The sequence below is a fragment of the Streptomyces niphimycinicus genome, assembly GCF_018883605.1.
GTDB lineage: Bacteria > Actinomycetota > Actinomycetes > Streptomycetales > Streptomycetaceae > Streptomyces > Streptomyces niphimycinicus.
The window spans coordinates 74,674-95,410 of sequence record NZ_JAHLEM010000017.1 but is presented as its reverse complement, the minus strand read 5'-3'; the positions used below and the strand labels follow the sequence as shown (position 1 = coordinate 95,410).

Sequence of the window (20,737 nt, the reverse complement as noted above, 5' to 3'; positions counted from 1 at the left end):
CGCGGAAGCCCGGAAGACCGCGGCGAGGAAGAGCGCCGCGCCGGGCAGGAAGACCACGGCGAACAAGAACGCCGCGCCAAGCAAGAACGCCACGACAGCCAAGACCACCACCACAAGCAAGAACGCCACAACAGCCAAGACCACCACCACAAGCAAGAACGCCACAACAGCCAAGACCACCACCACAAGCAAGAGCACCACGGCAGCCAAGACCACCGCGACACGCAAGAAGACCGCGGCGAACAAGAACGCCGCGGCAAGGAAGAACGCCACAACAGCCAGGACCACCGAGGCCCCCGCGCGAGGTCCGCGCCGCCGCCCGCGGTTCTCCGTGGAGCGCGGCTGGTTCCCGCCGCTTGGGACCAAGGGCAGAATCGCCCTGGTCGCCTCCCTGCTGACCGGGCTGCTCACCCACGGCTACCACCTGTTCCGCTACCCCCTCTACCTCACCGACGAGGGCATCTACATGCAGCGGGCGTGGTCGCTGGTGCGGGAGACCAGCCTGTCCCCGTACACCTACGACTACGACCACGCCCCGCTGGGGTGGATCACCCTGGCCGGATGGGTCCTCCCGCTGCCGAAGCAGTTCGAGGCCTTCGGGAACGCGATCAACACCGGACGGTTCCTGATGCTGCTGGTGCATGTCGGCAGCGTCTATCTGCTGTTCGAGATCGCCCGGCGGCTGTCCGGCAGTGTGCTGGCCGCCACCGTCACCGCGTTCCTCTTCAACGTCTCGCCGATCGCGGTCTACTTCCAGCGGCAGGTCCTGCTGGACAACCTGATGATGCTCTGGCTGCTGCTGAGCCTGTTCATGCTGCTCAGGCGAGAAGTCACGATCAGATCGGTGTTCGGCGGCGGGATGGCGCTGGGGATCGCCTTGATCACCAAGGAGAACGCGATCTTCTTCTTGCCCAGCTTCATGTACCTGCTCTACCGGAGGGTCAAGGGGTCGGCCAGCAGCCGGTTCACCAGCACCCTGTGGCCATTCGCCGCGGCGGCCCCGATCGGCGCCTATGTGACCTACGCACTGCTCAAGAACGAGCTGCTGCCGAGCGGTTTCGACTTCGATCTGAACAATCCACCAGCGGACCACGTCTCGCTGCTCTACACCCTGTGGTGGCAGCTCAATCGCAGCCAGGGCACCCTCTTCAGCCACTCCGGGCTGTTGCAGACGAGCTGGCTGGTCCGGGACAAGTTCCTGCTGATCGCCGGGGTGTGCGCGATGGCGATCTGCCTGTGGATCGGCATGCGGGACCGCAGGCGCAATCTGGGCTTTCTGATCTCCGGGACACTGGCCCTCGGATACGCCTTCTATCTGGTGCGCGGCAGCGTGGTGCTGGACTTCTATGTCACCCCGCTGATCCCCATGCTCGCGCTGAACCTCGGTATGGTGACGGACCGGCTGCTCAAGGGCACATTCGCCAATCGGTTCCTGCGCGGCGCGCATTCTGTGACCCGGGTCGCCGTGCCGTCGTTCGTGGCCATTTTGCTACTGGCGTCACCGGCCACCGGATATCTCGTCCACACCAATACCGAGGGCCATACGCAGATCGCCGACCAGTACCAGTCGAAGATCAATCTCACCGGAATGCAGCATGCCCAGATCGCCTGGGTGCGCAAGCACGTACCACCGAATTCGCGCATCATCATGGACGACGACCTGTGGGGTGATCTGCACGATGTGCGCCCGTTCTATCCGTACGCGCATTCCCACTGGAACGCCTCGTCCGACCCGGATGTCCGCGACAAGCTCTTCAAGAAGAGATGGCAGAACGTCGACTACATCATCATGTCGAACAAGATGCGCAGATCCATGATGCTCAACAATGGCGACGGCCGAGAGAACTGGATTCTCAAGGCGCTGCAAAATTCCACCCGTGTCTGGTCGGAGACCCGGGGCAATATCAAGCTGGAAATCTACCGTGTGCAGTAGCCATGGGAAGAGGAGGTGAAGGCCATGCCTGAGTACGACGACGACTGGGATGTTCCGGAGGACAGGGATGATCCCGAGAACGAGGAGGATATCCTCGAGGACGAGGACGTCCCCGACGAGGAGGAAATCCCCGAGGAGGAGGAAATCCCCGACGAGGAGGAAATCCTCGAGGAGGAGGACATCCCCGACGAGGAGGAAATCCCCGACCAGGGGAACACCCTCGGCGAGGAGGACACTCCCGACGGCGACAAGAAGAAAAAGCTCTCCTGGAAGACCGTCCTGCTGGCTCTCGTGGTCTTCGCGATCGTCGGATCGCTCGTCCAGGTGGTCGCGCGCGGCGGCTTCGGAGGCGCCCTGAACACCACCGGCGGCGGGGGCGGGAGCGCTCCGAAGAAGGAGCACTCCCGGCAGGAGCATGAGATACGCCCGCCCAAGCAGCCCAAGACCATCAAGCTGGGCAACCAGCGGGTCCCCCAGGCATCCGGGCCGATCATCGTGATCAACCCGGGTCTGGTGAACCCCGGCGGCAGCGCCGCGGTCGAGGGCGGTGGCTTCGACAAGAAGGCCACGGTGGACATCCTGCTCAAGGCCCGGAAGTCGGACACCAAGGGCCGCGCCATCGGCAGCGTGCGCTCGGACAAGTTCGGGTCGATCTACGCCCGGTTCACCATGCCCGAGAGCGCGGGCAACCGGCCCGCGACCCTGGTCGCCCAGCAGCGCGGCAGCACCAAGACGGCGGAGGCCAAGGTGGTCACCGGTGGCGCGGTCGGCACCGCGAAGATCAACAAGCTGGTCGGCCGCCCCGGCGACGTGGTGACGGTCACCGCCCGCGGCTTCCGCCCGGGCGAGACGATCGACGTCTTCTGGGGCCGGACCACCGGTGTCCCCGTCACCACGCTGCACACCGACAGCAGCGGCGGCGTCGGCCAGGCGGCGATCAAGGTGGGCGTGGCCCCGACCGGCTCCAGCACCCTGGTCCTGGTGGGCAAGCGCAGCAAGACCACGGCCACCGCGCCCTTCCAGATGCTGGCCATGTACCCCTCGATGAAGTCCAAGCCGTACGCGCTCAAGGCCGGCCAGCGGATCACGCTGTCCGCCAACAAGTTCGCGCCCGGCGAGCGGGTGCTGGTCTACATCAACTCCACCGGCGGCCTGCCGGCCTTCACCGCCCAGGCGAACGGCATGGGGCAGATCCGCGATGTGGCGTTCAACGTCCCGTTCGGCCTCAAGGGGCGGCAGACGCTGATGGCGATCGGCGACCAGAGCCGGGCCGTGGTCCGCTCGGGCTTCACCGTGCTGCCGTACACCCCGTCCGCCGAGCCCAGCGCCTTCGGCGGCAGGGCGGGCACCACGCTCAGCTTCTATGTCGCGGGGTTCGCCCCGGGCGAGACGGTGGACGCCTACGCCGGATCGGGTTCGAAGGGCCAGCGCAAGATCGGGACCTTCCAGGTGGACAGCCGGGGCAAGGCGTCGGCCGTGGGCTCGTACAAGATCACCACGGCGGACGAGAGCGGTGTGGCCTTCCAGCTCATCGGCCAGAAGAGCGGTGGCGTCGCGAAGGCGAGCATCAACATGTCCCAGGGACACGGAGGTTAGGTACAGCCAACGGCACCGAGGAAGAACGTGGGCCGGACCGTGCCGAACGGCGACTACGGCCCAAAGGCAAGGCCCACGTTCCAGGGAGCGGCCGGCCGCCGGCGGCCGTAGGGCGGCTCACCAGTTCCGTAGATGTACCATGCGTCCTGGAGTGTCCTATGAGCGTAGTTTTCGGACCTAACTCACGAAGAGTCCTACAATTCCTGACCCATATCGAGGACCTCACCCCAGAGGAAATCGACCGGGTGGCCGATCTGTGGAAGCAGACGTCCAGCCAGACCCGCGCCGAGGGCTGGGCAGTGGTCCATCGCACCACCACGCCCGAGGAGCGGTACCGGATCCTGGTCGCCGCCTCGGTGGCGCGCCGGGCCGCCCTGGACACCGCGCGGAACCACCAGAGACACGACTGGGCCTTCTGGGCCGCGGTATGGGACGCCGCGACGGCGGTCGCCGTATGCGACCGCATCGGAAGCCACTACAACGTGCTGGTCGCGCCGCTGGCCGCGGTCATGCCCTCGCTGGCGCACTGCCGGCGCGATGAATTCAGCCCCCGCGAATTGCAGGGTGCCGTCCTCAAGGGAGGTGGGTAGTGATGGGCGACAACCGGATCGATGTTGTGGTGGCCGATGACGACCCGGCCGTCCGGGAGGCGCTCGCCGACCTCATCGACTCCCACCCCGACCTGGAGCTGGTGGGCCTGGCCATCAACCATGAGCAGGCCGTGCGCGCGGCGGTGGACCACCACCCCCGGGTCGTGATCATGGACGTGCATATGCCCCGGGGCGACGCCCCCAGCAGCGTCCGGGCCATCCGCGACCAGGTCCCCGGCGCCCGGGTGGTGGCGCTGTCCGCCCACGGTGAACGCGAGACCGTGCTGAACATGCTCGCCGTCGGGGCCAGCGGCTATCTGGTCAAGGGCACCCCCGCGGAGGAGATCCTCGAAGCGATCATCCGGGCCGCCCGCGATCAGTTCAGCATGTCCGCGGAGCTGCTCGCGGACTGCACCGAGCCGCTGCGCCGCGCCGAGCGCGCCTCCTGGCGGTTCGAGGACCTGGTCGGCAACCGCCTGGAGGACTCGTTCCTGGAACTGCTCGGTCACGCACCGTGCGGCGTCCTGATCGTCGGCCCCCGCGGCCGGATCGAGTACGCCAACGCCCACACCCGGCACATGTTCGGCTACAGCTCGGCGGAGCTGCGCGACAAGCGGCTGCGGGACCTCGTCCCCGAGCGCTACCGCACCGCCTCCGAGCAACTGATCGGCCGGGTCTTCTCCTCGCCGTCGGCGATGAGCGGGCGCCGCCGTGACGGCACCGAGTTCCCCGCCCAGTTCAGCGGCGGCCATCTTCAGGGCCGGCAGCCCCGCGGGGTGGTCTTCATCGCCGACCTGAGCCAGCTCCGGGCGGCCGAGAGCCGGTTCCGCCAGCTCATCGAGTCCGCCCCGGACGCGATGCTGATCGTGGACACCGGCGGCCGGATCCAGGCGGCCAACAACCGCACCGAGGCGCTCTTCGGCTACGACCGCGACCATCTGATCGGCCGGGCCGTGGAGGCCCTCCTGCCCGACCAGCCGCTCACCGTCTCGCTGCGCGAATGGGACGACAGCCTGGAGGAGCCGGTGGGCCACAGCATGGAGCTGGTGGGCCGGCGCAGCGACGCCAAGCAGTTCCCCGCCGACGTCAGCATCAGCCCGCTGCGTACGGAGGAGGGCCTGCTCACCGTCCTGACCATCCGGGACATCACCGAGGTGCAGCGCGCCCAGTTCGTCCTGGAGCGCAGCCTGGAGCTGCTGGAGGTCACCGACCGCGACCGCCAGGCGCTGCTCAGCCATCTGGTCCACGCCCAGGAGGCCGAGCGGGGGCGGATCGCCGCCGACATCCACGACGACACCATCCAGGTGATCACCGCCGCCAGCCTCCGCCTCCAGCAGTTGCGCCGGCGGCTGCGGGACCCGGACGAGCAGCGGGTGATGGACAAGCTGGACGAGACCCTGAAGCTCTCGCTCAGCCGGCTGCGGCAGCTCATCTTCGACCTGCGGCCGTCCAGCCTGGAACACGGCTGCCTGGCCGGGGCGCTGCGCGGACTGCTGGAGCAGATACGCACCGAAACCGGTATCACCTACCGGCTGGAGGACCGGCTCACCGCCCATCCCCCGGCCGAGACGATGGCACTGATCTACCGGACCGCCCAGGAGGCGCTGGTGAACGTGCGCAAGCACGCCCACGCCAAGACGGTCCACGTACAGCTTCTCGGGCTCGACGACGGCTGCCTGGTGCGGATCGTCGACGACGGCGAGGGCTACAACCCGCTCGAGGTGGAGTCCCGCCCCGGCCATCTCGGGCTCTCCCTGATCCAGGAGCGGGCCCAGATCGCGGGCGGCTGGTGCCGGATCGAGAGCGAACCCGGCTCCGGCACCACCGTGGAGTTCTGGGTGCCGCTCGGCGCTCCACCGGGCGCCCCGCTCGACCCCGCCGACTCCCCCGAAGGGGACCCCCAGCCGTGACCGCACCTCCCGAACTGACGAAGGTGCTGATCGTCGAGGACCACCGGGTGGTGGCCGAGGGGCTGTGGGCCCTGCTGGCCGAATACTCGGATCTGACGGTGGTCGGCTGGGCCGACTCGGTCGCCGAGACCGTGCCCATGGCCAAGGAGCTGAAGCCCGATGTGGCCCTGGTCGACTTCCGGCTGCCCGACGGCACCGGGGCCGACGCGGCGGCCGGTATGCGGGCCCATGACCCCTCCGTCGCCATCGTGATCCTCAGCGCCGACGCCAGCGACTCGGCGCTGCTGGCCGCGGTCGAGGCGGGTGCCTGCGGCTATCTGCTGAAGTCGGCGAGCGGCGACGAGATCGCGTCCGCCATCCGCTCGGCCGCCGAGGGCGAGACCCTCATCCCGGCCAGCACCCTGGTGGAGGTGCTGGCACGGCACCGCGAGGACGCGCGGTCGACCGCCGAGCAGACCGAGCGCCTGGACAGCATGACCCCGCGTGAGCAGGAGATTCTCACGCTGATGAGCCAGGGCCTGGACAACCGGGCCGTCGCGGAGCGGCTGAGCATCAGCTACGCCACCGTGCGCACGCATGTGCGCAGGATCCTGGAGAAGCTGGACGCGCGCTCACAGCTCGAGGCGGTCGCGAGGGCCGCCGAATTCGGCTTCAAGCCCGCGCAGCCGGGGGGGCCGGAGGAGTGACGGGCCGACCCCCGGAGCCGCCTTCGGCTTCGGGCATGGCCATGGCCCCTTCCGGCGCGGGGGCCATTCGCTTCGGGCCCCCTGCCGTTCGCTTCGGGCCCCATGCCATTCGCTTCGGGCCCCATGCCGTACGTACGGACTCCTCCCCCGTCCGGGTCCGTACGAAGGGGGCGGGACCACCTGGGGCGGACCCCCGAGGGCCGAATGGGGCAGAAAGTCCCCCTTAGGATGGAATCGCGGGCATACCGAGACGGGTTTCCTCCCCATGCGAGTCCATGGACGGATCCGATGCCCGCTCAGCCGCGGACACACCACCGCCTTCCTGGTGGCCGCCGCCTGTTACGCGGCGGTGCTCGTGGCCGTCCTCACCGGCTCGCAGCTCGTCCGGCTCGACTGGCAGGTGGCCCTGTTCAAGCCGTACAAACAGTGGCCGCAGCTCCGGCCGTTCCTGGACGCCTTCGTCATCGCGGGCCAGCGCGGCCCCACCGCCCTGGCCGCCCTGGCCTGGGTCTCCTGGCGCGCGGGGCGGATCCGAAGCCCGCGCCCGCCGCTGGTCCTGTGCCTGGCGCTGCTGCTGCTCAATATGAGCGTCGGCGCCGTCAAGATCCTCACCGGGCGGGCGGGCCCGCACTACGCCCAGACCCCCGGGGCCGCCGAGCTTTTCCACGGCGGAATGGTCTTCCCCTCCGGTCACACCGCCAACGCCGTCGTGGTCTGGGGCACCGTCGCCTATCTCGCCGGCCGTCACCGGCGCACGGGCGCGCTGATCGCCTGTGTGATGGCGTTCGGCATCGGTCTGACCACCGTCTATCTGGGCACCCACTGGGTGAGCGACGTCCTGGCCGGCTGGCTGGCGGGTGTCCTCGTCCTGCTGGTCCTCCCCCTCTTCGAACCGCTGATCGCGACCGTTTCCGCGTCCGTCTCCGCTCGTGCGGCGATGTACTCCATGGGCAGGTGAACCAAGTGGCGCTTCGCGTGCTGATCGCAGACGACCATGCCGTGGTCCGGCAGGGCCTCCGCATGATTCTTGGCCTCGACAACGACATCAAGGTGGTGGGCGAGACGACCAACGGCCGGGAAGCCGTGCGGCTGGCCCGGGAGCTGTGCCCCGACGTCGTCCTGATGGATCTGCTGATGCCGGTGATGGACGGCGTATCGGCCACGGCCGAGATCCGCCAGGACCTCCCCGAGGTCGAGGTGGTGGCGCTGACCAGCTCCCTCGACGACGCCATGGTCATGGGCGCGGTCCGGGCGGGGGCCATCGGCTTCCTGCTGAAGAACGCCGAGGCCGACGACCTCCGTAACGCGGTGAAGGCCGCGGCCGCGGGCCAGATCCATGTCTCCCCGGCCGCGATCTCCCGGCTGATGGGCCAGGTCAGGGAGCCGAGCGGCCCTGAGCAGCTCACCGAGCGGGAGACCGAGGTGCTCACCATGCTCGCGCGCGGCAAGGCCAACAAGGAGATCGCCCACGATCTGCGGATCGGCCAGCAGACGGTGAAGACGTATGTCAGCCACATCCTGACCAAGCTGGGGGTGCACAGCCGGACCCAGGCGGCGGTCTACGCGGTGCAGTCCGGCCTGGTACCGGCGGGTGAACTCACCCCTCCGGAAGCACTGGAGTCGACGACGAGGGAGCAGTGGTGGTCGGCGTGATCAATACACGATGGACCCCGATCCGGCGGCGACGGAGCGCCACCGCGCTCGCCGAGGTCACCCAACACATCCTGGCGGGCGAGACCGCCGACGACACGCTCCGGCTGATCGCCCGCCGGGTGCGGGAACTCCTGGGCGCCGATATGGCCCGGGTGATGGTGCTGGAGCCGGGCGACGTCCTGACGATACGAGCCACCGACGGCGCCCCATGGACCGCGCCGAGCGGACCGCTGACGCCCGGCGGCTCCTCCCCCGCCCGCCAGGCGATCCGCGCCGGACGGCCCACGGTCTCCAGCCACGAACGGCGGCCGCGCCGGCTCGGCCGGGACCCCCGGCACGCGGTCCCGGCCTCGGTGCTGGACTCGCCGCTGCTGGTGCGCGGCCACCCCGTGGGAGTGATCGAGGTGGCGAACCGCGGCGGCGGGCGGCGGCTCAGCCACGCCGATGTGAGCACCGTGGGAAGCTTCGCGGCCGCCGCGGCCCATGCGGTCGCCCAGATCCGGCACCGGGAACATCTGCGGCGGCTGGCATCCGCGGCCGCCGGGCCGGGCTCCGGCGGTTCCCCGGGCGCCACGGGGGCTTCGGGCCTGCCGGACCCTTCGGGGTTCGCGGGGGCTTCCGGGTCTGCCGGGGCTTCGGGGTCTTCCGGTTTCGCGGGGGCGTCCGGGTTGGCGGGAGCGTCGGGCCCCTCGGGTTCCGCTTGGGGCTCGTCCGGTTCCGCGGGGTTCACCCGTTCCTCCGGCCCCTGCGTACGGCGGACCCTGGACTCCCTGGCCGCGGGCGCGGTGGCCCGTACCGGCGCCGCGAGCTGCACGGTCTATCTGCTGGAGCCCGGACCGTCGGCCAACCTGCGCCTGGTCGGCGGCGGCCACGGCCACACCCCGCCGTCCCGGAAACCGGCGCTGGAGGCGATCGCCGGGGCCGCGCCCGTCATCCACGGCGGCGGCCGTACCGGCGCGGACGGCGAGGGCCCGGCGCGGGGCGCGGTGGCCGCCTGGCCGCTGCTGCGCGAATCCACCGCGATCGGCGCGATGTGCTGCCACTTCCCGCCCGGCCGCGACCCCGGCGAGGCGGACATCACCCTCCTGGAGGTGATCGCGGGGCATGCGTCCTGCGCGGTGGAGAACGACCGGCAGCAGGGGGCCACCCAGGAGAGGTCCGTCCGGGAGGAGCGGCAGCGCATCTCGCGCGAGCTGCACGACTCGGTCTCGCAGGCGCTCTACGGCATCGCGCTGGGTGCCCGTACCGCCCGCGAGATGCTGGAACGCGACATGGACAGCGCGGAGCCGGTGGGACGGATCGAGGCGGCGAACCCGGTGGAAGGGGCGGTATGGGTCGATCCGGCGGGCGGCCACGAGGCCGTCGGGGAGGTGGTGGACCTCGCCGAGCTGGCCGAACTGGCCGAGCCCATCGAGTACATCCGGCGGCTCGCGGACGCCGCGATCGCCGAGACCCGGACCCTGCTGTGCCGGCTGCGGCCCGAATCGCTGGAGACCGAGGGCCTGGTCGCCGCGCTCACCCAGCACATCGAGGCGCTCCGGGCCCGGTACGGGATCGCCACCGAGGCGAAGCTGGACGCCGAGCCGGAGACCACACCGGAGGCCAAGCACGCCCTGTACCGCATCGCCCAGGAGTCGCTGCACAACATCGCCAAGCATTCGCAGGCCCGGAACGTACGGCTCCATCTGCTCAACGAACCGGGCGCCGTCACCCTGACGGTCGCCGACGACGGCGTGGGCTTCGACTGCAAGGGCTCCTTCCCCGGCCATCTCGGGCTGCTCTCCATGCGGGAGCGCGCCCGTGAGGTGGGCGGCACGCTGAACGTGGACAGCCGTCCCGGACAGGGAAGCCGCATCCGGGCCCGGGTTCCGGCCACGCCGGAATCCTGAGCAGCCGTCCTGAGACCGGCCACCGACGACATATGAGACATTTCTCCCCATGCAGCCGACCGTGCGGGACCGCGCGCTGGCGGACGGCCTCCGGGCCGGCCAAGCGGCGGTCGACGAGGGCCTGTTGAAGGCCACCAAGAGCGATGTGCCGTTCATCAACGAGGCCGCGCGGGAGCTGACCCGCACGGCCGGGCGGCGGCTCCGGCCGCTGCTGGTGCTGCTGGCGGCACGGTTCGGCGACCCCGGCGCACCGGGCGTGGTGCCCGCCGCCGTCGTCGTCGAACTGACCCATCTGGCCACCCACTACCACGACGGCGTACGGGACGAGGCGACCGTACGGCGCGGCGCCCAGCGCCCGGACGCCAACTGGGACAACACGGTGGCGGTGCTGATCGGTGACTTCCTCTTCGCCCGCGCCTCGCACATCCTCGCCGACCTGGGGCCGCAGGCCGTACGGCTCCAGGCCGAGGCGTTCCGGCGGCAGGTCACCGGCCAGATCCTGGAGACGGCCGGACCGCGCCACGGCCGCGACCCCGTCGAGCACCATCTGGAGGTGCTGGCCGGCCGCACCGGCTCGCTGACCGCCGTCTCCGGACGGCTGGGCGCGCTGGCCTCGGGTGCGGACCCGAGCGCCGTGGAGGCCCTCGCGCGATACGGCGAGCGGCTGGGCGTGGCGAGCCATCTCGCCGACGAGGTGGCGACCCCGACCGCCCGCCGCCCCACCCTGCCCGTCCTGCTGCTGGCGGAGCGGGCGGGGGCGGGGCCGGCGGAGCGCGCGGATCCTGGGGACCCTGGGGATCGTGCGGACCGTGGGGAGCCCGGGGATCTCGCGGACCGTGGGAAGCCCGGGGACCCTGGGGACCCTGGGGACCCCGGGGACCCTGGGGACCCTGGGGACCCTGGGGACCCTGGGGACCCTGGGGACCCTGGGGACCCTGGGGACCCTGGGGACCCTGGGGATCGTGCGGACCGTGGGGAGCCCGCGGATCTCACGGACCGTGGGGAGCCCGCGGATCTCACGGACCGGGAGCTGTATGAGCTGCTCACCGGGCCCGCCGATCGGCCGGGGTACGCGGAGGCGGTGGCACGGCTGCGCACCCATCCGGTCCTGGACCGCGCCCGCGCGGAGACCGCCCGTCAGGCCGACGCCGCCCGCGCGGCCCTGGCGACGCTCCCCGACTGCCCGGCGAGGGCCGCCCTGGAATCGCTCTGCGAGGCGGTGGTGCGGCGGGCCGACCCCGTTCCCCCGGCCGGGCCGGGCGACCCTACGGCACCCAGTAGTTCCGGCTGACCACCAGCATCGACTGGAGTTGCACCCCCGCCGCGTAGGCGCGGGCCGGATCGGGCGGGGAGCCGCACATCCGCGCCCACAGCGCGTCCAGCCAGCCCTGCGCGGCCTCGCCCGCCCCCTCGCCCCCGTCATCAGCCTTCTCTCCTTCCGTCATCGCGGCGACCGCGAAGGGCGCGAAGAAGGCGGGCGAGCCCGCATCCCCATAGGCCGTGCCGTCGAGCCGGTATCCGCTCCGGATTGCCCCGGGGTCACCGCCCGTCGCCGTCCTCGCCCAGCGGCTGAGCCCGCGCGCGGCGGCCCGGGTCCGTGCGTCGCCGCTGGTCACCGCGTCGGCGCCGAGCCGCCAGGGGACGCGGCAGGCGTTCCAGTGGTAGTCGCCGTCATGCGGGCTCTCCAGCACCTTCCCCGGCGCGGGCCTCGGCTCGCCGGACGTGGTGTCCACGACGAAGTCGGGGAGCAGCCCGGTGGCCGGGGCATGGCGGGTGCGCAGCGCACCGGCCAGCGCGAGATGCGCGTCCAGCGCCTCGTCCCACCGCGGATCGCCGGTCGCCGCCCGGAACGCCCGGAAGTGGTCCGGCATCCAGTCCGATGTACGGGAGACCTCGTCGAAGCGGCCCGAGGACCAGTCGCCGAGCTTGGTCAGCCGGGTGCCGGGGTGCACCTCGCACTCCATGACGGCGTCGATCCGCCGCAGTGCGAGCGCCTTGTAGTCGCCGTGGCCGCCGCCCCACTGCCGGTCCGCGAGCAGCAGTCCGTACGCGATGTCGAGGTCCCCGTCGGTCGCGGAGTCCCGTCCCCCGACGTCCCGGCCACCGGCGTCCTGCTGGGCGGCGTGCAGATCGGGGTGGTTGACGGAGGGGTGGGCCAGCACATGCCGGAGGATGCCGTCGAAGAGGGCATGGGCGTCGGGGTCGGCGCCCGCCATCAGCGCGGTGATCACCAGCCCGTAGCCCTGGGCCTCGGCGACGAAGGGGTGCGCCGCGTCGGGGGTGAACACCGCGCACCGGCCCCGGCCGCCCACCTCATCGCCCGACCGGAGGAAGGACGCCTTCCACCGCCGGTAGTGCTCCAGCACCTGCCGGTCGGCCGCCGCCTGGTCGCCGGAGGGCCGGAGCGTACCGGGAGCGTACGGGACGGAGTGCGCCCCGAAGGGGACGCGGGCCGCATCGCGTCCCGTCATCGGATTCGGCGCCGCCGGGATCTCCGCGCCAGCCGCACCAGGCCGAGGACCATGTCGACCACCAGCACCACCACGCCGATGATCAGCAGATAGCCCAGCCCGTGCACCACCCACCCGATGAGGCCGAGCACGATGGCCACGATCACCAGGAACAGGAAGAGCGCCACGGCCGACACCTCTCCTCGTGCGTCAAGCGTCCTCGGCCATCAGCGGCGTGCGAGCTGCCGCCCGCCGCCGGGACCCGACTGGTACGTCTTCCCGTAGTGCTGGAAGATCGCCCCCTCCTGCTCCACGGGCAGCACATCGTCGGTGCCGAGCGAGGGGGCCTTCTTCACCAGGGACCGCGTGTAGGAGACCTTCACATAGCCCGGCCCGACCACCGCGTCGTCCACCGGGACGAACACCAGCCGGTGGCGGGTGGGCAGTCCGGTGCGGACCGTGGCCATGGCGGGTTCATCGGTGGCGGTGGCCACGTAGATCGCCTCGAGCACCCCGATCTTGCGGCCCTCCTCATCGACGACATCCCGGTCACGCCACTCACGGATATCGGCTGGCTGGATCATGACATATCACCCTCTGACCTCTGCCCCTCCAGCCTGCCTCCGCTCACCGTGAGACGCCACGCCATCCAGCCACCAGGGGGAACGGGAGCGTTCGAAACAGCATGAATTGATCAGGTGTGCCGGATTCCCGATGGGGTACTCGCGGCGTCCAGGAGGTTGGTCATCATGGTTCCCCTGCTTGTCGTTCTTCTTCTCGCACTGCTGCTCTTCGGCGCCGGATTCGCCTTGAAGGCTCTGTGGTGGATCGCGGTCATCGTGCTCGCCGTCTGGCTGATCGGCTTCGTGGCCCGGCCGACGGTCGGCGGGCGACGTGGACGGTGGTACCGCTGGTAGCCCGAAGACCGTGCGGAGACTGTGCGGACGAACCCGACACAGCCGACACGGGCGCAGACCGAAGGGGCCCGGCCGGAGATTTCTCCGACACGGGCCCCTTCGGTCTGCTCGGCCTGCGTGGCCAGTCGCTAGTTCGGTCTGTGTGACCAGTCGCTAGTCGGCGAGCATTCCGCGCCGCAACCGGCCCAGCGCGCGACTGAGCAGCCGGGAGACATGCATCTGGGAGACGCCGAGTTCGGCGCCGATCTCCGACTGGGTCAGCTCCTCGCCGAACCGAAGCTGCAAGATGCGGCGGTCCCGCTCACCCAGCTCTTCCACCAGCGGCTTGAGCGCGTGCAGATTCTCCACCGTCTCCATGGCCGGGTCGACGTCGCCGAACCGGTCCGCGTACGTGGTCACCCGCGTGGCCCCGCTCTCCTGCTCGGCGGGCGCGTCCAGCGAGGTGGTGAGATAGCCGTTGCTGGCCACCAGTCCGTCGACGACCTCGTCCTCGCTCAGCTCCAGATGCTCCGCGAGCTCGGCCGTGGTGGGCGACCGGTCCAGCCGCTGGAACAGCTCCTCGTTCGCCTTGGCGAGGTCGATCCGCAACTCCTGGAGACGGCGGGGAACATGCACCGCCCAACTGGTGTCGCGGAAGAACCGCTTGATCTCGCCGACGATGTACGGAACGGCGAAGGTGGTGAACTCGACCTCGCGGCTCAGATCGAACCGGTCGATCGCCTTGATCAGCCCGATGGTGCCGACCTGGACGATGTCCTCCATCTCCACCGAGCGGTTGTGGAACCGCCGGGCGGCGTACCGGACCAGCGACAGGTTGAGCTCGATAAGAGTGTTTCGCACGTACTGGTACTCGTGCGTCCCCTCCTCCAGCTCCGTCAGCCGGTCCAGGAACGTCTTGGTCAGCACCCGCGCGTCCTTGGGCGCCACCTTTGCCGGATCGTCCACCGTGGGCAGGTCGGACGGTCCTGCGGTCTCAACTCCATCCAGGGCAATATCACATACCTGAACACCATGTGCTTGCTCAGCTTCGGCTGCCGTCAGTGTCGACATTGCCACGGGTGCCGTGTCGTTCACGTCGCACTCCCTGTATCGGCTGCATGCATAAGGCTGATTGGGGACCCGCCTACCCACCCTCGATGCCCCCATGCCTACTTCCTGCGGGCGGATGGCGGACCGGCGAGCACCACCAGCCCCCCGACGAGGGCCAACGCCATGAGCACGGCCCCGAATACGGTCGCCCCCGTCGTCAGCCCCGCCGCATCGCTGAGGTAACCCGCCGTTACCGGCAGCACGCCCGCGGGCACATAGCCGCCGACGTTGAGCGCCGCGTTGGCCTCCGCCAGACGGCTCGCCGGAACACTGGAGTTGAGCAGCGACAGTCCGCCGAGCTGCCCCATCCCCTGCCCCGCCCCGGCCAGCAGCGCGGCGGCGACGAGCAGCGGTACGGAGGAGGCGCGGACGGCGGCGATGAGCGCGCCCATGCCGATCGTCGTACTGACGGCACCGGCGAGGAGGATCGTCCGCCGGTCCAGCCGCTGGACGGCGAACTGCGCACCGGTCGCGGTGAGGAACATCACGAAGGCCATGGCGCCCGCGGCTACCGGGCTGGTGGTGTCCAGCAGCCCCGTAAGCAGCGACGGCCCGAGGGACAGCACGAAGGAGGTGGCGGTGATGCCGGGCGCGAAGACGGCGATGCCCATGAGGAGTTGCCCGCCACTGCCCCGCGGCACCCCGGGTATCCGCACCCACGCCCCCTTCGCGGGCGCGACGGGACGCCGTACCGGCATCCGCGCCACGACCAGGACGGCCGCCGCCAGCAGCACCGCCTCCAGGACGAACACCCCCTTGCCCAGCACCCCGGCAAGCAACGGCCCCAGCCCGGCGCCGAACACCATCGCGCACGAGGCCAGCAGCGCCGCCAGCCGCCGGCGCCCCGGCCCGGCCACATCGGTCACCGCCGCCATTCCGGCGGAGACGACGGCGCCCACCGCGATCCCGCTGAACAGCCGCGCCACGATCAGCGCCGCCACGGCCGACGCACTCGCGAAGATCGCGCATGCCGCCATCGCGAGCCCGAGCGCGGGCAGCAGCACGGGCTTCCGTCCCACCCGGTCCGACACCACGCCCGAGACCAGCAGCGAACCGAGCAGCCCGACGATGTAGCAGGCGAAGATCACCGTCAGGGTGCCCTTGGAGAACCCGATCTCGCGCTGCCACCGCACATAGAGCGGCGTCGCCGCGTTCGAGAGGACGAACACGGCGGTCACCGGCCATGCGGCCGTCCACACCCACCGGGTCGCGGCCGCCCCCTCCTCCCCCTCGCCCCTCTCACCCCTCTCCTCAGGTGCCTCCCGCTCACCCGGCACCGCCACGGTCCGACTCCCCGTCACGACAGCTCCTCCCGACGATCCCAGTACGACTTAAGTCGAACTTAACATGCAGTACGATCAGACTCGTACAGCGAGCCGTACAGCAAGCCGCGCGACGAGGACCCGACGATGACCGCTCAGACCACTCAGACCGCCGAGGCCGCCCAGGCCACCGAGGCCACCGAGGCCACCGAGGCCACCCACACGGCACAAACACCCCAAAGCGCCCGCCCCGCCATCAAGGCGCTCCCCGAACCCCCCGACCTGCCGCCCCCGCTCCCGGAACCGGCCGTGGAGGAGATCCGGCTGGAAACGGTCCTGGGCGCCCTGAGCGATCCCCTCCGCCTCCGCATCGTGCGCAAACTGCTCCTCGAATCGGAGCGGTTCGATCACACCTGCGGCTGGTTCGGTCTGGACCGCCCCAAGTCCTCGCTCACCCATCACTTCAAGGCCCTCCGCGAGGCAGGCATCACCCGCCAGCGCCAATACGGCCTGGAGCGCCGCAGCCACGTCCGGATCGCCGACCTCAACGCCCGTTTCCCAGGTCTCCTGGAGCTCGTGGCCGACTGGACCCCGGCCGAGGGGTGACGGCGGGCGTTAGCCGGACGTTAGCGAATCGCCAGCGGTCGTTAAGAGAACGCCAGCGGCGGCCGACACCATGGATGGTGCGTGAGCAGGAACCGCACAAACCGGAAGCCCATGGGGGTCGTCATGTCGCACCACACTCTCAACCGCCGAGTCCGCAAGGCCGGTGTGGCCGCGCTGATCGCCGCCGCCTCGGCCGTCGCCCTCACCGCCTGCGGGAGCAACGACTCGTCGTCCGACGCCAAGGGGAGCTCCTCCTCCCACGCGTCGTCCTCCGCGAAGTCATCGCAGTCGGACGCCTCGATCCACAACCAGGCGGGCCGGCCGGGCAAGCAGGCAACGGCCCTTGGCTCGGGGTCCGACAAGGCGCAGGCGACCGCCGAATGCCAGCCGGGGACGCTGCGGGCGACCCTGGACTCGGCCGGTACCTCCCAGTCGGGGATGAACCACCGGGGCACGTTCCTGCGGGTGAAGAACACCGGCGACGAGACCTGCGTGATCAGCGGCTACGCCGGGCTGGCCCTGGAGGGCGCCGGACACACCGCCATCAAGACCACCGCCCGCCACGGCAGCACCTACTTCGCCACCGACCCGGGCTCCCACCCGATCACCCTCGGACCGGGTAAGAGCGCCTGGGCCGACCTGGTGTGGACCACCACCGGCGCCTCGACCGCCCACGCGAAGTACCTCCAGATCTCCCCGACGGGCAGCAACTCCCACAGCACCGTCGCGTTCGGCGAGGACCTCGACAACGGCACCCTGTCGCTGACCGCCTGGTCCTCCAAGCCCCCCATCAATAGCTGACGGCACGGCTGAAGGCACGGCTGAAGGCACGGCTGACAGCACGGCTGACGGCATAAAGAACCCCAGCTCGGACCCGGTCCGTGCTGGGGTTCCGCGCGTCCCGGCCACCCGCGCGGCCCTCAGCCTCAGGTCACCAGACCCCGGCGGTAGGCGTAGACGACCGCCTGGACCCGGTCGCGGAGTCCGAGCTTGGCGAGGATGCGTGAGACGAAGGTCTTGACGGTCTCCTGGCTGATCACCAGGGTCACGGCGATTTCGCTGTTGGAGAGGCCATTCGCGATGAGGCGGAGGACTTCCAGTTCGCGCGGGGTCAGCGGAATGTCGCGCGGCGGCCCCTCGGCGGGCCGGATCCGGGCGGCGTACGTGCCCACGAGCTGCCGCGTCACCTCGGGGTCCAGCAGTGCCGCCCCGGTGGCCACGGTCCGTATGCCGTGCAGCAGTTGGGACGGCGGCGCGTCCTTGAGCAGAAACCCGCTCGCCCCCGCGCGCAGCGCCTCGTAGACGTACTCGTCCAGGTTGAACGTGGTCACCACGAGCACCTTGACGGGATGCGGCACCCCGGCACCGGCCAGCAGCCGGGTGGCCTCGATGCCGTCGAGCACCGGCATGCGTACGTCCATCACCACGACCTCCGGGCGCAGCCGCCCGGCGAGTTCGACCGCGGTCCGCCCGTCCCCGCACTCGCCCACCACCGCGAGGTCGGGCTGGGCGTCGATGATCGTCACCAGCCCGGTGCGGACCAGCACCTGGTCATCGCAGACCAGGACGCGGATCGGCTCGGTGGTGACACTCGGCCCGGTCACGACGGGCTCCCCGCGGGTATCCGCGCCCGTACGACGAAGCCGCCGCCGGTCCGTACGCCCGCGCTGAAGTCGCCGCCCAGGACGCCGACCCGCTCGCGCAGCCCGGCCAGCCCCCGCCCGCTCCCGCCGGGCGACGCGGCGGGGGACCCGGCGTGGCACGCGCCAGGGGACCCGGCAGCGACCTCGGCCCGCGAGCCGGAACCGTCGGTGCTGACCTCCACGGTGATCTCCCTTGCGCCGTGGTGCACCTGGACCGAGGTGCGGCTGCCGTGAGCGTACTTGAGGGCGTTCGTCAGGGCCTCCTGGACCACCCGGTAGGCCACGAGGTCGGCGCTGCCGGTCGACTCCGCCGGCGTGCCCTCCTCGGTGAACTCCACCGGCTGCCCGGCCCGCCGGGTCTGCTCCACGAGCGTGCGAAGCCTGCCGACGGCCGGCGTCCTGGCCTCGGTGCCGTAGTCGGGGTTGAGCAGATCGAGCAGGTGCCGCAGATCGGTGATGGCCCGTCGGCCGGTGTCGGTGACGGCGGTCAGGGCCTGGTCGAGCCGGTCGGGCGCGGCGGTCAGATAGCGCGCCGCCTCGGCCTGCACGACCATCGCGGTCACATGGTGGGTCACGACATCGTGGAGCTCGCGGGCGATACGGGCACGTTCGGCGGCGCGGGTGTGCTCGGCGACAAGGCGGCGGCGTTCCGCCTCCGCGGCCCGGGTGGAGCGCAGCCACGACCCCATGCCCCAGGGGAGGGCCAGCGCCAGGTAGTACAGCACGAACTCACCCGGCGATTCGGCGCCCGAACCGAGCCGGTGGAGCGCCACCGCCAGCGGCACATACGCCGCGGAGAAGAGCAGGGCGGTGGCGCGCCGGTGCCGTTCCAGATGGGACCCCACGCTCAGCAGCGCGACGGGCACCGCCGTACCCGCGAACGAGTGGTAGCCGCGAAGCTGGTCGACGGCGAAGCCGACCGACACCAAGGCGAGACAGAGAACCGGCCACCGCCGCCGCACCGCGAGCGGAAGGCACTGGAGGGCGACCGCCACGACGGCCAGTACGTCGAAGGGGCGGCCCGGCAGCCCGCCGAGCTGCGTCCCGTGGTTGTGGAACGCCGGTACGAGCGACCCCACGAGGAGCAGCAGCCCGAGCGGCAGATCCCGGACCGTGACATCGAACCGGCGCCACAGCTCCGGCACCCGCCGAACACCGATCACCGGCACCGCCCTCATCATCGACTCCTTCCCCCCTCCGCGGCCAAAGCCCCGCGGCCGAAGGGAACGCTACGCAGCGAGATCTCCAACGCGGGCGCTACGCGCGATCCGCGGCCTGCGAAGCGACGCGCTCGATCGCCCGAACGGCGACATCGGGCTGATCCACATAGATGTAGTGCTCGCTGTTCTTGGCGGTGCTCAGCCTGCTGCGGCTGGAGACCGCGAGCCACTTGCGCTGACCGTTGGACCACGCCCGCTCCAGCCCCGGCCCGTATTCGGGAACCGCCGCGAGGTACTGCTTCCCGTGGTGGATCACCTCCACCGGAATGCTCCCGGCCGAACGGACCTTCCCATCCGGCACCGTGAGCCTCTCCGGCTTCCCTCCGTGAAGGATCGCGAGCGTCTGCTCCCGCAGTTCGACCGCCGGGCCGGTCGCGGACTCGGGGATGCCCTTGTTGAGATCAGCGGTCTGCGTCGGCGAGGTGGCGTCCATCAAGACCAGCCCCTTGACCCTGTCCTGATGGTCGGGGGCATACCGGGCGGCGATCAGCCCGCCCAGCGAATGCCCCGCCAGCACGACCGGACGGTCACCGGCGACACGATCGAGCACCGCGGTCAGCACCTTCCCCGTGCTCTTGAGCGTCTGAGGCCCACCGGGCTGATCACTGCCCCCCTCACCAAGCCGGTCATAAGAACAGACCCGGCCTTTCTCACTGAGCGTCTTCTGAACCCCAGCCACCTTCTCCAGCCCATCACCACCCCCGGCCAAAAGCACGATGACCGGCCTGCCATCCGCCGACGCCCCCGTACAGGACACCTTCACCGACCGCCCACCGACCTCGATCTTCTTGGTACCGGTGAGCAAGCCCTCCTTCGCGGAGTCCTCACAGCCGACCAGCCCCACCCCTGCCACGGCACACGACAGCGCGATCACCGCGGACAGCCGCCCATTGCGGACCATATTTGCTCCCCAGTAAGAGAATTGACGCCGAAAAGGCTGCTTTCCGTGGCGGTCGATCCAACGCGCCACCCCATCCGCAGCCGAAGCGCCGCGGCGATCCCGAACGCTACGGATCCGGCCCCCCGGAATCGTCACCACACGGTGGACACCCACACGTAGCTCCCCCGGGGGACAGCCCCCACAAGCCCCGGCCCAAGCCAGGTCACGGCGTCCGCGCCAAACAAAAGAGGCCCAGGTCACAGAAAATGTGACCTGGGCCTCAAATGAGCCGCCTAAGGGAATCGAACCCTTGACCTACGCATTACGAGTGCGTCGCTCTGGCCGACTGAGCTAAGGCGGCATGCCGCGGTGCCAGATTGGCAGCAGCAGCGTCGCCAAGTCTACACAGTTTC

20 protein-coding genes, 1 tRNA gene and 1 pseudogene are annotated in these 20,737 nt (G+C 70.5%); 12 read left to right on the top strand and 10 right to left on the bottom strand.

The window, feature by feature from the left end:
• Nucleotides 1-288 (bottom strand): hypothetical protein (locus KN815_RS02555; protein ID WP_216339712.1); only part of this gene is annotated, 288 nt, incomplete at its 3' end.
• Nucleotides 289-331: 43 nt separating this feature from the next.
• Between KN815_RS02555 and KN815_RS02550 the strand changes: the two genes are divergently transcribed.
• The 9 genes and pseudogenes from KN815_RS02550 to KN815_RS52015 all read left to right on the top strand — a co-directional run.
• On the top strand, nt 332-1,933 hold the full coding sequence (locus KN815_RS02550) for a glycosyltransferase family 39 protein (protein WP_253208701.1): 1,602 nt from the start codon (nt 332-334) through the stop codon (nt 1,931-1,933).
• Between the two features lie 24 nt (nt 1,934-1,957).
• Nucleotides 1,958-3,529: a hypothetical protein gene (locus KN815_RS02545; protein WP_216339710.1), complete on the top strand. Its 1,572-nt coding sequence runs from the start codon at nt 1,958-1,960 to the stop codon at nt 3,527-3,529.
• 158 nt (nt 3,530-3,687) lie between these two features.
• A complete protein-coding gene (locus KN815_RS02540) occupies nt 3,688-4,119 on the top strand; it encodes a hypothetical protein (protein WP_216339708.1) in 432 nt (143 codons plus the stop codon).
• Between the two features lie 2 nt (nt 4,120-4,121).
• Nucleotides 4,122-6,029, top strand: coding sequence for a PAS domain S-box protein (locus tag KN815_RS02535; RefSeq protein WP_216339706.1), 1,908 nt, complete (start codon nt 4,122-4,124; stop codon nt 6,027-6,029).
• A complete protein-coding gene (locus tag KN815_RS02530; RefSeq protein ID WP_216339705.1) occupies nt 6,026-6,715 on the top strand; it encodes a response regulator in 690 nt (229 codons plus the stop codon). The genes KN815_RS02535 and KN815_RS02530 overlap by 4 nt, the downstream gene beginning before the upstream one ends.
• Before the next feature lie 265 nt (nt 6,716-6,980).
• The gene (locus tag KN815_RS02525) at nt 6,981-7,673 is read left to right on the top strand and encodes a phosphatase PAP2 family protein (protein ID WP_216339703.1); all 693 of its coding nucleotides are present in this window, start codon (nt 6,981-6,983) and stop codon (nt 7,671-7,673) included.
• 5 nt (nt 7,674-7,678) lie between these two features.
• The gene (locus tag KN815_RS02520; RefSeq protein ID WP_216339701.1) at nt 7,679-8,368 is read left to right on the top strand and encodes a response regulator; all 690 of its coding nucleotides are present in this window, start codon (nt 7,679-7,681) and stop codon (nt 8,366-8,368) included.
• Nucleotides 8,365-10,257: a sensor histidine kinase gene (locus KN815_RS02515; protein WP_216339699.1), complete on the top strand. Its 1,893-nt coding sequence runs from the start codon at nt 8,365-8,367 to the stop codon at nt 10,255-10,257. Before KN815_RS02520 ends, KN815_RS02515 begins: the two co-directional genes overlap by 4 nt.
• A gap of 49 nt (nt 10,258-10,306) precedes the next feature.
• Nucleotides 10,307-11,011: pseudogene (locus tag KN815_RS52015) on the top strand (polyprenyl synthetase family protein); the annotation flags it as partial.
• Between the two features lie 511 nt (nt 11,012-11,522).
• Here KN815_RS52015 and KN815_RS02505 read toward each other — a convergent pair.
• The 3 genes from KN815_RS02505 to KN815_RS02495 are packed head-to-tail and all read right to left on the bottom strand — an operon-like array spanning nt 11,523 to nt 13,291.
• On the bottom strand, nt 11,523-12,728 hold the full coding sequence (locus tag KN815_RS02505) for a glycosyl hydrolase family 8 (RefSeq protein WP_216339698.1): 1,206 nt from the start codon (nt 12,726-12,728) through the stop codon (nt 11,523-11,525).
• Entirely contained in the window at nt 12,725-12,895 is a 171-nt protein-coding gene (locus tag KN815_RS02500) for a hypothetical protein (RefSeq protein WP_216339696.1), read from the bottom strand. Before KN815_RS02500 ends, KN815_RS02505 begins: the two co-directional genes overlap by 4 nt.
• Nucleotides 12,896-12,934: 39 nt before the next feature.
• Nucleotides 12,935-13,291: a PRC-barrel domain-containing protein gene (locus tag KN815_RS02495; RefSeq protein WP_216339694.1), complete on the bottom strand. Its 357-nt coding sequence runs from the start codon at nt 13,289-13,291 to the stop codon at nt 12,935-12,937.
• Nucleotides 13,292-13,456: 165 nt separating this feature from the next.
• Between KN815_RS02495 and KN815_RS02490 the strand changes: the two genes are divergently transcribed.
• The gene (locus KN815_RS02490) at nt 13,457-13,624 is read left to right on the top strand and encodes a hydrophobic protein (protein ID WP_078642219.1); all 168 of its coding nucleotides are present in this window, start codon (nt 13,457-13,459) and stop codon (nt 13,622-13,624) included.
• A 153-nt stretch (nt 13,625-13,777) separates the two neighbouring features.
• On the opposite strand, the gene KN815_RS02485 is transcribed toward KN815_RS02490, so the two are convergent.
• Entirely contained in the window at nt 13,778-14,674 is an 897-nt protein-coding gene (locus KN815_RS02485; RefSeq protein ID WP_216339731.1) for an RNA polymerase sigma factor SigF, read from the bottom strand.
• Between the two features lie 98 nt (nt 14,675-14,772).
• Complete coding sequence (locus tag KN815_RS02480; protein WP_443732320.1) at nt 14,773-15,990, bottom strand: MFS transporter; 1,218 nt, start codon at nt 15,988-15,990, stop codon at nt 14,773-14,775.
• 132 nt (nt 15,991-16,122) lie between these two features.
• Here KN815_RS02480 and KN815_RS02475 point away from each other — a divergent pair, with 132 nt between their 5' ends.
• Both KN815_RS02475 and KN815_RS02470 read left to right on the top strand, forming a co-directional pair.
• Nucleotides 16,123-16,581 carry an ArsR/SmtB family transcription factor gene (locus KN815_RS02475; protein WP_253208699.1) on the top strand — a complete coding sequence of 153 codons (459 nt, stop codon included), beginning with the start codon at nt 16,123-16,125 and terminating at the stop codon, nt 16,579-16,581.
• Nucleotides 16,582-16,704: 123 nt separating this feature from the next.
• Entirely contained in the window at nt 16,705-17,382 is a 678-nt protein-coding gene (locus KN815_RS02470; protein ID WP_253208698.1) for a DUF4232 domain-containing protein, read from the top strand.
• Nucleotides 17,383-17,507: 125 nt separating this feature from the next.
• On the opposite strand, the gene KN815_RS02465 is transcribed toward KN815_RS02470, so the two are convergent.
• The 4 genes from KN815_RS02465 to KN815_RS02450 form a co-directional block, all read right to left on the bottom strand.
• Nucleotides 17,508-18,185 (bottom strand): response regulator, encoded by a 678-nt coding sequence (locus KN815_RS02465; RefSeq protein ID WP_216339692.1) that lies wholly within the window; start codon nt 18,183-18,185, stop codon nt 17,508-17,510.
• Nucleotides 18,182-19,402, bottom strand: a complete 1,221-nt coding sequence (locus KN815_RS02460) for a sensor histidine kinase (RefSeq protein ID WP_372458235.1) — start codon at nt 19,400-19,402, stop codon at nt 18,182-18,184. The genes KN815_RS02465 and KN815_RS02460 overlap by 4 nt, the downstream gene beginning before the upstream one ends.
• 79 nt (nt 19,403-19,481) lie before the next feature.
• On the bottom strand, nt 19,482-20,345 hold the full coding sequence (locus tag KN815_RS02455) for an alpha/beta fold hydrolase (protein ID WP_216339720.1): 864 nt from the start codon (nt 20,343-20,345) through the stop codon (nt 19,482-19,484).
• 266 nt (nt 20,346-20,611) lie between these two features.
• Nucleotides 20,612-20,685: transfer RNA gene (locus tag KN815_RS02450), tRNA-Thr, on the bottom strand.
• Between the last annotated feature and the right edge of the window lie 52 nt (nt 20,686-20,737).

Bases quoted from the DNA above. Each gene is read 5' to 3' on its own strand.
- KN815_RS02545 (WP_216339710.1), top strand. From the start codon at position 1,958: ATGCCTGAGTACGACGACGACTGGGATGTTCCGGAGGACAGGGATGAT.
- KN815_RS02540 (WP_216339708.1), top strand. From the start codon at position 3,688: ATGAGCGTAGTTTTCGGACCTAACTCACGAAGAGTCCTACAATTCCTG.
- KN815_RS02535 (WP_216339706.1), top strand. From the start codon at position 4,122: ATGGGCGACAACCGGATCGATGTTGTGGTGGCCGATGACGACCCGGCC.
- KN815_RS02525 (WP_216339703.1), top strand. From the start codon at position 6,981: ATGCGAGTCCATGGACGGATCCGATGCCCGCTCAGCCGCGGACACACC.
- KN815_RS02505 (WP_216339698.1), bottom strand. From the start codon at position 12,728: ATGACGGGACGCGATGCGGCCCGCGTCCCCTTCGGGGCGCACTCCGTC.
- KN815_RS02495 (WP_216339694.1), bottom strand. From the start codon at position 13,291: ATGATCCAGCCAGCCGATATCCGTGAGTGGCGTGACCGGGATGTCGTC.
- KN815_RS02490 (WP_078642219.1), top strand. From the start codon at position 13,457: ATGGTTCCCCTGCTTGTCGTTCTTCTTCTCGCACTGCTGCTCTTCGGC.
- KN815_RS02485 (WP_216339731.1), bottom strand. From the start codon at position 14,674: ATGTCGACACTGACGGCAGCCGAAGCTGAGCAAGCACATGGTGTTCAG.
- KN815_RS02475 (WP_253208699.1), top strand. From the start codon at position 16,123: ATGACCGCTCAGACCACTCAGACCGCCGAGGCCGCCCAGGCCACCGAG.
- KN815_RS02470 (WP_253208698.1), top strand. From the start codon at position 16,705: ATGTCGCACCACACTCTCAACCGCCGAGTCCGCAAGGCCGGTGTGGCC.
- KN815_RS02460 (WP_372458235.1), bottom strand. From the start codon at position 19,402: ATGAGGGCGGTGCCGGTGATCGGTGTTCGGCGGGTGCCGGAGCTGTGG.
- KN815_RS02455 (WP_216339720.1), bottom strand. From the start codon at position 20,345: ATGGTCCGCAATGGGCGGCTGTCCGCGGTGATCGCGCTGTCGTGTGCC.